The organism is Kitasatospora papulosa, from assembly GCF_000717245.1.
GTDB classification, from domain to species: Bacteria; Actinomycetota; Actinomycetes; order Streptomycetales; family Streptomycetaceae; genus Streptomyces; species Streptomyces papulosus.
Window position 1 is genome coordinate 559,953 of the sequence record NZ_JNYQ01000004.1, and the last position, 12,788, is coordinate 572,740.

The 12,788-nt window shown below is 65.3% G+C and carries 12 protein-coding genes; 6 read left to right on the forward strand and 6 right to left on the reverse strand.

Going from position 1 to position 12,788, the window contains the following annotated elements:
* Positions 1-31: 31 nt before the first annotated feature.
* From IA22_RS0113720 to IA22_RS0113740, 5 genes are all read left to right on the forward strand, one after another.
* On the forward strand, positions 32-1,003 hold the full coding sequence (locus IA22_RS0113720; RefSeq protein WP_030123761.1) for an SPFH domain-containing protein: 972 nt from the start codon (positions 32-34) through the stop codon (positions 1,001-1,003).
* A complete protein-coding gene (locus tag IA22_RS0113725; RefSeq protein WP_014154317.1) occupies positions 1,000-1,275 on the forward strand; it encodes a type II toxin-antitoxin system antitoxin in 276 nt (91 codons plus the stop codon). Before IA22_RS0113720 ends, IA22_RS0113725 begins: the two co-directional genes overlap by 4 nt.
* A 103-nt stretch (positions 1,276-1,378) precedes the next feature.
* Positions 1,379-1,903, forward strand: coding sequence for a PadR family transcriptional regulator (locus IA22_RS0113730; protein WP_014154318.1), 525 nt, complete (start codon positions 1,379-1,381; stop codon positions 1,901-1,903).
* Positions 1,900-2,586: an ABC transporter ATP-binding protein gene (locus IA22_RS0113735; RefSeq protein WP_014154319.1), complete on the forward strand. Its 687-nt coding sequence runs from the start codon at positions 1,900-1,902 to the stop codon at positions 2,584-2,586. Before IA22_RS0113730 ends, IA22_RS0113735 begins: the two co-directional genes overlap by 4 nt.
* Positions 2,583-4,919 (forward strand): ABC transporter permease, encoded by a 2,337-nt coding sequence (locus tag IA22_RS0113740; RefSeq protein WP_030123762.1) that lies wholly within the window; start codon positions 2,583-2,585, stop codon positions 4,917-4,919. Before IA22_RS0113735 ends, IA22_RS0113740 begins: the two co-directional genes overlap by 4 nt.
* A 52-nt stretch (positions 4,920-4,971) precedes the next feature.
* On the opposite strand, the gene IA22_RS0113745 is transcribed toward IA22_RS0113740, so the two are convergent.
* The 6 genes from IA22_RS0113745 to IA22_RS35230 form a co-directional block, all read right to left on the reverse strand.
* Positions 4,972-5,928 (reverse strand): hydrogen peroxide-inducible genes activator, encoded by a 957-nt coding sequence (locus IA22_RS0113745; RefSeq protein ID WP_030123763.1) that lies wholly within the window; start codon positions 5,926-5,928, stop codon positions 4,972-4,974.
* Between the two features lie 523 nt (positions 5,929-6,451).
* Complete coding sequence (locus IA22_RS0113750) at positions 6,452-7,141, reverse strand: hypothetical protein (RefSeq protein ID WP_030123764.1); 690 nt, start codon at positions 7,139-7,141, stop codon at positions 6,452-6,454.
* Positions 7,138-7,566 (reverse strand): hypothetical protein, encoded by a 429-nt coding sequence (locus IA22_RS0113755; RefSeq protein WP_030123765.1) that lies wholly within the window; start codon positions 7,564-7,566, stop codon positions 7,138-7,140. Before IA22_RS0113755 ends, IA22_RS0113750 begins: the two co-directional genes overlap by 4 nt.
* A gap of 236 nt (positions 7,567-7,802) precedes the next feature.
* A complete protein-coding gene (locus tag IA22_RS0113760; protein ID WP_038272245.1) occupies positions 7,803-10,139 on the reverse strand; it encodes a glycoside hydrolase domain-containing protein in 2,337 nt (778 codons plus the stop codon).
* Between the two features lie 362 nt (positions 10,140-10,501).
* Entirely contained in the window at positions 10,502-10,714 is a 213-nt protein-coding gene (locus tag IA22_RS36795; protein ID WP_157840927.1) for a hypothetical protein, read from the reverse strand.
* A 137-nt stretch (positions 10,715-10,851) separates the two neighbouring features.
* Positions 10,852-11,385, reverse strand: a complete 534-nt coding sequence (locus IA22_RS35230) for a hypothetical protein (RefSeq protein WP_078640253.1) — start codon at positions 11,383-11,385, stop codon at positions 10,852-10,854.
* 848 nt (positions 11,386-12,233) lie between these two features.
* Here IA22_RS35230 and IA22_RS0113765 point away from each other — a divergent pair.
* Positions 12,234-12,785: a peroxiredoxin gene (locus tag IA22_RS0113765; RefSeq protein WP_030123767.1), complete on the forward strand. Its 552-nt coding sequence runs from the start codon at positions 12,234-12,236 to the stop codon at positions 12,783-12,785.
* The last annotated feature ends 3 nt before the right edge of the window (positions 12,786-12,788 follow it).

The following is a 12,788-nucleotide window of genomic DNA, read 5'->3' on the forward strand; positions in this document are numbered from 1 at the left end:
GCGGCGCTATGCCGCCCGAAACGGGGGATCCATGTCCGCACCGCACGACCTTCCTCACACGAGCGGCCCCGGCGCCGACCTGACGCCGGACGCTCCCGAGATGCCCGCACCGCAGGTCAGGGAGACGGTCGCCCACTCCATCCCCGGCGGTCTCGGGCTCCTGCTGACCGTCCTGGGGGTCTTCCTCGGCGTGGCTCTGTGCATCGTCGGGGGCGTCCTCGGCTCCGACGGCCACAACGGGGTCGGCGTCCCGCTCTTCATCCTCGGCCTGCTGCTGGCCATCGCCTCGTTCTTCTGCATGAGCGGTGTGAAGATGGTCGCTCCGGGCGAGGCGCGGGTCATCCAGCTCTTCGGCCGCTACGTCGGCACGATCCGGGCGGACGGCCTGCGCTGGATCAACCCCCTCACCTCGAGCCGGAAGATCTCGACCCGGGTCCGCAACCACGAGACCGCCGTACTGAAGGTCAACGACGCCTACGGCAACCCGATCGAGCTCGCCGCGATCGTCGTCTGGAAGGTCGAGGACACCGCACAGGCGCTCTTCGAGGTCGACGACTTCCTGGAGTTCGTCGCCACCCAGACCGAGGCGGCCGTCCGGCACATCGCCATCGAGTACCCGTACGACGCCCACGAGGAGGGCGGGCTCTCCCTGCGCGGTAACGCCGAGGAGATCACCGAGAAGCTCGCGGTCGAGCTCACCGCGCGGGTGCAGGCGGCGGGCGTACGCATCATCGAGTCCCGTTTCAGCCACCTCGCCTACGCCCCCGAGATCGCCTCGGCGATGCTCCAGCGGCAGCAGGCGGGTGCGGTCGTGGCCGCCCGCCAGCAGATCGTCGAGGGCGCCGTGGGCATGGTCGAGATGGCGCTGACCCGGATCGCGGAGCAGGACATCGTCGAGCTCGACTCCGAGCGCAAGGCCGCCATGGTCAGCAACCTGATGGTGGTCCTGTGCGGTGACCGCGCGGCGCAGCCGGTCCTGAACACGGGCACGCTCTACCAGTGACCGACGACGCGGCCCCTCCCCCCGGCCGGACGCCCCGGCGCGGCCCCGCCCGCAAGCAGATGCTGCTGCGGCTGGACCCCGCGGTGCACGACGCGCTGGCCCGGTGGGCCTCGGACGAGCTGCGCAGCGCGAACGCGCAGATCGAGTTCCTGTTGCGGCGGGCCCTCGCGGACGCGGGCCGGCTCCCCGGCGGCGCGGCCCCGATCGCCCGCCGGGGCCGGCCGCCGAAGGCTCCGCCGGAGCCGCCGGAGCCGGCCGGACCGCCGGAGTGAGTGGGGTGGGGGCGGGCCGCGGCGGCCCGCCCCCACCGGCCGTTCCCGCCTTCCCCGGGGCTCGTATACATGCGAGGTATACACACCGTGTACAGTGCGGCGCATGTCAATCGGTCACACCCTCCTCGGGCTCCTGGAGTCCGGCCCACGCCACGGTTACGACCTGAAGCGCACCTTCGACGAGAAGTTCGGCCACGACCGCCCCCTGCACTACGGGCAGGTCTACGCGACGATGTCCCGGCTGCTGAAGAACGGACTCGTCGAGGTCGACGGCGTCGAGTCGGACGGCGGCCCCGAACGCAAGCGGTACGCCATCACCGACGCCGGCATCACCGACGTCGCCGCCTGGCTCGCGCAGCCCGAGAAGCCGGAGCCCTACCTCCAGTCGACCCTGTACACCAAGGTCGTCCTGGCGCTGCTCACCGGCCGCGATGCCGCCGACCTCCTGGACGCCCAGCGCTCCGAGCACCTGCGCCTGATGCGCATCCTCACCGACCGCAAGCGCCAGGGCGATCTCGCCGACCAGCTGATCTGCGACCACGCGCTCTTCCACCTCGAAGCCGATCTGCGGTGGCTGGAACTGACCGCCGCGCGTCTCGGCCGGCTCGCCGAGGTGGTCCTTCCGTGACTCCCGCCGGCTCCCTGCTCGCCGCCCACGACCTCCACAAGACCTACGGCTCGACCCCCGCGCTCGACGGCGCCTCGTTCTCCGTCCACCCCGGCGAGGTCGTCGCCGTCATGGGCCCGTCCGGCTCGGGCAAGTCGACCCTGCTGCACTGCCTGGCGGGGATCGTCACCCCCGACTCGGGCACCGTGACCTACGGCGGACGTGAACTGTCCGCCATGTCCGACGCCGGGCGCAGCGCCCTGCGGCGCACGGACTTCGGCTTCGTCTTCCAGTTCGGCCAGCTCGTGCCCGAGCTGACCTGCGTCGAGAACGTCGCCCTTCCGCTCCGCCTCAACGGCGTCAAGCGGAAGGAGGCCGAAGGCACCGCCCTGGAGTGGATGGCGCGTCTGGAGGTCGACGACGTCGCCGCCAAGCGCCCCGGCGAGGTGTCCGGCGGCCAGGGCCAGCGCGTCGCCGTGGCCCGCGCCCTCGTCGCCACCCCCAAGGTCGTCTTCGCCGACGAGCCGACGGGAGCGCTGGACTCCCTCAACGGCGAGCGGGTCATGGAACTGCTCACCGAGTCCGCCCGCACGGCCGGGACCGCCGTCGTGCTGGTGACCCACGAGGCACGCGTCGCCGCCTACTCGGACCGCGACGTCGTCGTGCGTGACGGCCGCTGCCGTGATCTGGAGTACGCCGTATGACCTGGCTGCGTGACCTCGGCCTCGGCATACGCTTCGCCGCCGGGGGCGGGCGGGAGGGCTGGGCCCGGACCGCGCTGACCGCCGTCGGGGTGGGGCTGGGGGTGGCGCTGCTGCTGACCGCCGCGTCCGTGCCGCACCTGCTCACCGAGCGCTCCTCGCGTGACCGGGCCCGTGCCGAGGTGGCGGCGTCGCGCGACGCCGTCGTCCCGAAGTCGGACACCACGGTCCTGCGGGTCAACGCGGCGACGGAGTACCGCGGCATCGGCGTCGAAGGCTTCCTGATGCGCGCGGAGGGGGCGCACCCGGTCCTCCCGCCCGGGGTCGAGGCCTTCCCCGGACCCGGTGAGATGGCGGCCTCCCCCGCCCTCCGCGAGCTGCTGGCCTCGCCCGAGGGCGCCCTTCTCAAGGAACGGCTGCCGTACCGGGTCACCTCGACGATCGCCGACCCGGGCCTGCGCTCGCCGCACGAGCTGTACTTCTACGTGGGCAGCGACTCACTGACCCCCGCCACCGGCGGGCACCGGCTGGCCGGTTACGGCGACGACACTCCCGCCGAACCGCTCACGCCCGTCCTGGTCGTCCTCGTCATCCTGATCTGCGTCGTGCTGCTCTCGCCGGTCGCGATCTTCATCGCCACCGCCGTGCGGTTCGGCGGCGACCGCCGCGACCGCAGGCTGGCCGCCCTGCGCCTGGTCGGCACCGACATCCGGACGACCCGCCGGATCGCGGCGGGCGAGGCGCTGTTCGGCTCGCTGCTCGGCCTGCTGGCCGGGCTGGCGTTCTTCCTGGTGGGCCGCAGGTTCATCGGCCACATCGAGCTCTGGAACCACAGCGCGTTCCCGTCCGACCTCACGCCCGCCCTCTGGCAGGCGGCGCTCATCGCCGTGGCGGTACCGCTGTCCGCCGTGCTCGTCACGCTGGTCGCGATGCGCTCGGTGGCCGTCGAGCCGCTCGGCGTCATGCGCCACACGGGCAGCCGCCGGCGCCGCCTCTGGTGGCGGCTGCTGGTTCCGGCCCTGGGCCTGGCCGTCCTGGGGCTGACCGGCAAGGTCGAGGAGGACGCGCCGGTCGACCCGTACCCGATCGCGGCCGGCGCCGTACTCGTCCTGTTCGGCCTCGCGCTGCTGCTGCCCTGGCTGATCGAGGCCGGTGTGAGCCGACTGCACGGTGGCGCACCGGCCTGGCAGCTGGCGGTGCGCCGGCTCCAGCTGAACAGTGGAGCGGCGTCCCGGGCCGTCAGCGGGATCACCGTCGCCGTCGCCGGCGCGGTGGCCCTCCAGATGCTCTTCGCGGCGGTCGGCGACGAGTTCGAGTCGATGACGGGCCAGGACCCCTCGCGCGCCCAGTTCCACACCTTCTCGGAGAAGGTCACCGGGGACGCCGCCGCCCGGACCATCGAGAAGTTCCGGGCCACCGAGGGGGTGGAGCGCGTCATCGGCACGGTCGAGACCTACGTGATCAAGCCGGGGACGTTCGGGGAGGACGAGGTCACGCCCACCACCTCCCTGACCGTCGGCGACTGCGCCACCCTGAAGGAGCTCGCCGAGATCAGCTCCTGCGAGGAGGGCGACAGCTTCGTCGTCCACCCCCGCGGCGACAAGGAGCTGAGCGACTGGGTCGACGAGACGGCGCGCAAGGGCGAGGAGGTCGAGCTCAACCCCGCATTCGGCTGGGACCCGAAGGCGAAGTCCGTGCGGTGGACCCTGCCGGCGGACGCGGCCACGGTCACGACGAGCCGCGACCCGATCGGTCTGGAGCACTCGGGCATCATGGCGACGGTCGGTGCCATCGATCCCCGCATCCTGCCGAGTGCCCAGACCGTCGCACAGATCAAGGTCGACGAGGGCGTGGAGGACGTCGCCGAGTACGTACGGAACACGGCGGCCCGGATCGACCCCGGCATGCGTGTCGCCACCCTGGCCTCGACGGAACGCGACCGCCAGTACGCCAGTGTGCAGACGGGTCTGCGGCTCGGCGCGGCGGCGACGCTGCTGCTCATCGCCTCCTCGATGCTGATCTCCCAGCTGGAGCAGCTCCGGGAGCGCAAGCGCCTGCTGTCGGTCCTGGTCGCCTTCGGCACCAGGCGCGTCACCCTCGGCTGGTCGGTGCTCTGGCAGACCGCCGTGCCGGTGACCGCCGGCCTCCTGGTCGCGATCGCGGGCGGTCTCGGACTCGGTGCCGTCATGACCTGGATGCTGGACAAGACGGTGACCCAGTGGTGGCTGTTCCTGCCGATGGCGGGCGCGGGCGGGGCACTCATCGTGCTCGTGACCCTGCTCTCGCTGCCGCTGCTGTGGCGTCTGATGCGTCCGGACGGTCTGCGTACGGAGTGACACCCGGAGGGGCCGGGTGGCACCCGAGGGGTGAGTGCGCCGGGGGGCGCATTCACCCCTCGCCGGATATCCGTACCGGCAGTGTCCCCATCGCACCGCGCAGTGCGGCCGCGAGCTCCTCGAACTCCTCGTGGCGCGCCGAACCCGTCCGCACGGCCAGGGCCACCCGCCGGGAGGGCGCGGGATCCGTGAAGTACCCGGTGGACAGCGCCTCGTTGCGCCCGGTCTCGACCGTCACCGCCGTACGCGGCAGCAGGGTCACCCCGAGCCCGCCCGCGACCAGCTGCACCAGCGTGGAGAGCCCGGCCGCGGTCGTCGTGACCGGCGCCCCCTGGGTGCGCCCCGCCTCCCGGCAGATGTCCAGCGCCTGGTCGCGCAGGCAGTGCCCCTCGTCGAGCAGCAGCAACGGCAGGTCCCGGAGCGTCTCCCGCGGCAGAGCGGTGCGCCCGGCGAGGGCGTGCTCCTTCTCCATGACGAGCACGAAGTCCTCGTCGAACAGCGGCATCTCGGTGACTCCGGGCACCCCGAGCGGCACGGCGAGCAGCAGCAGGTCCAGCCGCCCCGCGGCGAGCCCCTCCAGCAGCGAGGAGGTCTGCTCCTCGTGGACCTGGAGGTCCAGATCCGGGTAGCGCTCGTGGACCAGCCGCAGCACGGCAGGCAGCAGATAGGGGGCCACCGTCGGGATCACGCCGAGCCGGAGCACACCGGTGAACGGCGCGCGGACCGCCTCGGCCTCCTCCATCAGTTCGCCCAGCGCCTCCAGCACGGCCCGGCTCCGCACCGCGAGCCGCTCCCCCGCCGGCGAGAGCAGCACCTTGCGCGTCGTACGCTCGATCAGCTGGACACCCAGTGCCACCTCCAGTGCGGACACGGCCCCGGAGAGCGCGGGCTGACTCATCCCGATTGCTGCCGCCGCATCCCGGAAGTGCAGATGTTCCGCCACGGCCGCGAAGGCGCGCAGCTGCGAGAGGCTGGGACGTTTCACTTTGTCCCGATTTTCATGAGCCATCGAAAACTACCCTATATCACCTTGAGCCAAGAATAGCGGACCTAATGAGCTCGCTAAACGGCACAGGTACCGCCTCGACGGAACAGCGAATTCCACCACTCCGAGCGGAAATGCGGCGTCCATTTAGTTTCGGACTTCCCCATAATCTCCGGCTGGCGCTCGACGACGCATACGGCACAACTCCAGATATCGGGAACGCCCTTACAGTCCAATATGACGACACCTCTCTGCTATGCGATGCACTGCCCCTGCCGGACCGGAAGGCAGTGATCCATCAAGTCTAATACAGCCCGTGGACCAGCGTCCGAGAGTGAGCGCAAGTGTCAATGATACCCGCAGCCATCCCGCGGCGATGAGGGTGCCGGTCACGGAAATAGGACACTCAAACAAGATCGTGTTATGAGTTCTTAGGCAGGATAGCCCGCGCAGTTCATCCGGTGCGCCCCAACTGAGCTGTTCCCAACCTGACGGGGGGTTGTAAACAGCTCACTGTCACCGCAACCAACTTTGGCGGACAGAACGCCTAATGTTTCTGCCTCTTCGTGAGCGCCTTCGACGCCTTGATGCGCTTGGGGTCCTCGACGTTTTGAGTCCCAGCACCCTCACCCGGAGTGATTTGCCATTCTCGGAGCGTCGCTGCGACCTGCTTGAGTTGCTGCGACTCCGGCGGCACGTCGATGTAGAACATAGATTCCATGGCTGGCCTCATGTCACCGCCCCACTTCACGACGCCTCTGAGTTCCGCCAGGATGTCGCGGATCACCGTCACCTGGTACGGGTAGAAGTTCCCCGTGGCTCCCAGCGGAAAGCTTTCCGGATACAGCGCGAGTGCGGTTCCTGACAGGTGGTTGGACTCGAATTCCGCCCTGACCTCGTGATGGGCGCGGTATCCGACGATCTCGCCGCGCTCGCTATCCAGCTGGGCGACGTCGTAGTGGAAGCGTTGTGCCAGATAGGCCAGGACCGTTGCGGTGTCTCCTTCACGCAGGGCGACGGTCAGGCCGGTTCCCTGGATGTCACAGTCACTGGTGAACGAAGCGCGGTCGGTCGAGATGCTCCAGCCGTTCGCAGAATACGATTGGCGCCACGTGGTATCAGCGGCTACAGCGGTGGCGGGAGCCAGAAGTGCGCCGCCACCGGAGACCAGGGCGACTCCAGCAGCGACGCCTGTGAGTTGCTTGAGTATGGTACGACGTGAAAGTTCGGTGGTCATGAGGTCCCTTCGGAAATGTTTCGTGCCCGCCGGTACAGGAACGCGGCACAGGTCATAGCGACGGCAAGACCGGCCAGCACGTAGACGAACACGTTGATCGATGAGGAAACATGCTCCACCGTCGATCCGTCGGAATACATACAGGCGTTGCGGAGGGGCCAGAAATCCTGCTTAAGGCTCTCCAACTGGGCGCCGGACGTGTGCCTGTCCTCGCACAGTTCCGGGAACGGCCCCCCCAGGGTGACGGAGAACCAGCCGTAGCAGTACACGGCCGTAGCCGAAAAACCAAAGATCAGGGCGAGAACCGCACAGATCCTGGACAGCGAGCGGGGCGGGTTCCTCAGCATGAGAACGATCACCAGGATGCAGGCCGGCACAGCCGCCACACTAAAGAGCAGGAGCAGGCCCATCAAAGGCGTCGGCATTGCGTCCCATTCTCCTGATCCGATTCCGCAGACACGCGGAGCAAAGTAGTTTTTCGGTCTCCCGCACCATGTGCTTCACCATGGCAGGCAAGTCATCCGGCCTGCCGTTTTCGACGGGTGCGGCCGTGTGCCTCTACTGTCGTCCTAGCTGTGGTGAAGAATGTGCATGTTTAGCGTAAATATGCTTCCGTTAGAGTCTGAACAACGGACGCAGCCCGCCGCCCGAGACACCTGCTTCAGCGGTTCACTTCCTGGTCGATGAGACGCTGCAGAACTTCGGCGAATCCCCGATAGAACTCGTCCATTACAGAGTCGGGCTCGTTCCAGGGCTCTTTGAGGAGCGGGCAGTTCCTCTGAATAAGAAGTGCACGCGTCTTTGACAGCAGGGTATCTTCGATCTGGTCCTCGAGAAATGCCTTTGCCGTCCTCTTGACGCCGTCGGTGGTGTTTCCGAACCTGGCTGCTTTGAAGTCACTAAAACGCGTCGCGTGACCACCACCAAGCAAAATCTTCCTAAGTTCGGTAACGATGTTTGTGCTGCCCGCCTTCAGCTTAGTCGCGACCGTGAACCCGTCTATGTCCTCGATCAGGTCGCTGAGCGAGAACGTGGACGCGACGTCGGGCCTGGCCAGCGTCTTCCGGCAGAAGTCCAGCGGGGATGCGTTATCCGAACGACTCCATTCACCGTAGAACGTGAGCAGGTCTCCACCCCAACTGGCGAGCTCGGCGCGATTCGCATTTCCGACTCCCGCATTCCCCTTAAGGAAATATCCTGCGGCACTGGCAATCAGGTGGTCCGGGCTGATGGTGACACCCATCGACGGGTCAAGGTACGCCTGATCCCTCGCGCGACCGAGTCCCCGGTCACGCGCGAATTGAATGAACGCGTTGTCAACATCGCCGAAAAGCAACCCCCAGCGAGAGTCGGTGTACTTGTCCCAGCGCATGAACTGAAGGGACAGTTCGTTCGCGTTACCTTTTCCGTACGCGACGGCTGCGTCATACACCCTCTGGACGTACGCCATGAACTCATCGACTGATGCACTTCCCGACTGGTTGACTGAGCTCTGCCCGAAGTCGGAGCCGGGGCGATGTACCACCCGGTCAAGCGCGAAGGTGTCCGCACCCGCAGAGAAGTCGAACTCCTTGATCTGGTTGAATGTCCAGTTTTGCGGAAGAGGAAATCCGAGGTTGCCGGAGAATCCGTAGGACATACCGGAGACATACGCGTAAGGAACATAGGCACCTGCAGACACGCTTGCGCACACGTTCCTTGAACCGTACACGCCAGTGATATATTTGCTGCCACTACTCTTGAGGGCGTCGTTCACGCCGCTGAAGTAGTCGACGATCTTATCCATCTCTGCTTGCGTGGCATCGTAGTCAACCGCGAAATAGATCACCGTACTCCGATTGAATCCATATCCTTCGGCACGCTCGTGAGCTTTGCGCCCGTGCGAGAACCCGTTGGAGTACGAGAAGTCTGCTAGTTTCCGCGCATCATACTGCCAGATCGGGATGACGTTCAGGCCGGCGGAGAAGATCGCGTCCAGCTCTCCAGGCTGTATCTCCTTGTTCAGGGTGCTACCGGCCGGCTCGTCAAGGTAGCGGCCTACTGCGCGGTACTTAGCGGCGTAGAGAGCCTTCGCCCGAGAGGAGGTGATGGTGAAGCGGGTGTCACAGCAGTTGGCAAACCTGTCGGGGTTGCCGTAAGAAACCAACAATTGGGCCCATGTGTCGAAGTCGGCCTTGCCCGTCTCGCTGATCGCGGAGAAGCTTTGAAACTTTCTCACCCAACTCGCGAGCTTCGGGCCGAATTCGTAGCTGAAGCTGGCGATGTCGCCACTTGTGTTCGAGGGGCCATTTCCAACACAAGCGGCGGAGAAAAGCTGCACCCACGTCCCGGAGTCGCCTTCGGCGAGCACATGGTTTCGTAGGCTCGCTTCAGTAGCGGGACCAAAAACGCCATTGGCCGAGCCCTCGGGAATTCCCGACTCATACTGGATCCCCTTCATCAGGGCCTGCTGCACGTCACGGGAGAAGAACCCATCACACGGGCCGATGAAAAAGGTCGACTTTTCCCAGTACATGCGGTTGAGCCACCGCTGCATGAGGCGAATCTGCTCAAGTCCACCGGACTGGAATTTATAGGCATCCATGGTGAGCAGGGCCTTGAAAACTTTGGCCGGAAGGAAGGGGCCGATCTTTTCCGGCGGAAGATCGATGTCTTCCATCATTGTCTTGAAGCCGAACAAAGTGGCGTTGGACATCTCCCCGTCGATGGCACCGCCGGTGTAACCCTTACACCAAAGGCCACACTGGATGATCTTGACTATGTTCTTGTTCGACTCGCCAACCTTAATGTCCCCCCTAGCGGCCAACGTAGACAAAGTCGTGGGACCAAAGGCGTTGGAAAGCACTGCAATCCCGAGTTCATGCTGCAACGCCCGTGTCAGGGAGTACATGGTGTTCCATCCGGTCTTCCCGTCCTCCGTCACAGCGTTATAGCCGGCGACACTCTTGTACGTCGCGTTAACCCACTTCTGGGCTTGAAGTACCATTTCATCAACCATGGCGGCAATCCGCTCCTTCGATTCTTCGATATATCCGGGAAATGGGGAATCGAACCGGTCACGACGAACGACCTGGCAGTACTCACAGCAATCTACCGGACCGGACGATGTGCACATGGAAACTTTGGCTTAAACAAGCGAGGTGCGGTCCAGTTTTCGTGCGCATTGCCGCCAATCAAATGACGCTTAGACCTCGTAACACGATCATGGTCGGGTCTTCTTGAAGCGTCGGTAGCAGATGAGGCTGCAGGCGAGGGAGATGAAGGCGTCGTGGAGTTCGGTGCGGCGTTCCCAGCGGATGGCGAGGCGTTTGAAGCAGTGGTGCAGGACGAAAGTCTGCTCGGTGACGTAGCGCGGCTTGCTCAGGCCCTTGATGTTCGGTGATCCTTGCGGGAGATGGCGGGCAGGATTCGCCGGTGACCCAGCTCGTCGCGGTTGGCGTTGGAGTCGTAGACCTTGTCACCAAGCAGAGCCTCGGGCCGCCTGCGGGGCCGGCCGGGGCAGCCCGCGACGGGTGGGATGCCGTCGACGAGGGCGAGGAGCAGTGGGCGAGGAAACAGGAGGAGAATTTTCACTGTTCGAGCATCCGACGGCCAGGGTGGCAGCAAGCAATGCTGCGCCCCAGAGTCTGAGGCGCAGCACGCTGCCACTAGTTACAGGCACCTATTTTGAGGTAGCTGCCAGAGGCGCGTGACAACCCTCGCCGACTGGGCTAGTTACACGAGAAGACATATTCGTCAGTGTAGTTGATGTAAAGACTCGAGGAACTGGTCCCCATTTTGGCAGTCACCGGCGCACAGACGAAAGCGGAAACGTATACCGGTCCCGCGTACTGACTGAAATTCCCTGAGTCAGTGGCGCAACCAGTGCCACCCGCCTTGCAAGCCTTCAGATACATGTACCTCGAGACTCCGACGTTATTGTCAAGGATCACGCAGCCCTTTCCGCTGTTCTGGTAGGAGAACAAGGTTGCCAGTCGCTCGCTAGGGGCAGTGCCCACAGGAAGCGGTATCCCCTTGTTCAGCACATAGCCGGCGCCGCACACATTCGCGGCAGCGGCCACGGCCTGAGGGTCAGCTTGGGCAATGGCACGAGTCACAGAATCCGCGCCCCTGGCGATCTGCAGTTCGGACACACCCACCACGGTATTGCGACCCTCCTCAGCGAAGGCCTGCGGTGCGGCGAGGGTAAATATTGCAATTACGGCAAGCGTGGCACACACGGTGGATCTGACTCTGCTGAACATTGAGCATCCTTAGTCTGGAATCAGGGAAAGGTGACAACACATTCACCGAACCGGATCGCTTACGCACTCTCTGTAGTCGTTAGAAATCTATGCGAGAAGCCTTGGGCTAGTAAGGGTCTGGTCCAGCCATTGGTCACTTCAGGGCGCTCCAGACGCCCGGACCAGAGCGAGCGCCGCCGCAATGTGCACATAAAGTGACCAGAAGACCGACGTGAGACCTACCCTGCCTGCACTGTGCCCTTCAGCACAGCGCCTCCATCAATGCGGCCATATCGTGACGGATCAGAGGAGGGAGAGGGCTCGGAACCGTCGTTGCACTGTCCACCCACGTCTCGAAATTCCTCTGGGTAGACCCCCGACCTGTGTGTTATGGAGATTCCAGTCTGCTCAGCTCAGCGCCTAGCCCTCGAGGCCCCCGCCTGGCGAGTGGAGGCTTAACGCTTGCGCCAGGCTGATCGAGCAGTGCACGCACTGGCGCGAAGATTCCGATGTCTCAATCGGAACAGGGCTACTTCCCTTGACGTCCTGCAGGCACTCGAAGGGGACGACCTCCTCGAAGGTTCGACAGGTGCGGCCTCCGTCATCATGCTCGGCGCACGCGGTGGCGTCGCCGGAGGCTGCGGCGATGGAAGGATTGATCGAGAAGGCTCCCTCCCGGAGGCCCTGAAACCTGCGCCCTGGAGCCGGAGCCGCGATCCGGCCGGGCCCCAGATATTGACATGGCTACGACACATACCACTGATCGCGTGCCTCTATCAATACTTGCGACGTGACCGATTTCCTTGATCAATGGGAATGTGCGACTCTGCTCAGGTCCAACCCCAAGCAACACAGGAGTACCCCGAATCATGCTCACCGTTGGTGACAAGTTCCCCGAATTCGAACTGACTGCTTGCGTCTCCCTGGAGAAGGGCAAGGAGTTCGAGACCATCACCCACAAGACGTATGAGGGTTGGAAAGTGATCTTCGCGTGGCCGAAGGACTTCACCTTCGTGTGCCCCACCGAGATCGCCGCCTTCGGCAAGCTGAACGACGAGTTCGCCGACCGTGACGCTCAGGTCCTCGGCTTCTCCGGCGACTCCGAGTTCGTGCACCACGCCTGGCGCAAGGACCACCCGGACCTGACCGACCTGCCCTTCCCGATGCTGGCCGACTCGAAGCACGAGCTCATGCGTGACCTCGGCATCGAGGGCGAGGACGGCTTCGCCCAGCGCGCCGTCTTCATCGTCGACCAGAACAACGAGATCCAGTTCACGATGGTGACCGCCGGTTCCGTGGGCCGTAACCCCAAGGAGGTCCTGCGGGTCCTCGACGCCCTGCAGACCGACGAGCTCTGCCCCTGCAACTGGACCAAGGGCGAGAACACCCTCGACCCGGTCGCCCTCCTCTCCGGCGAGTGAGCT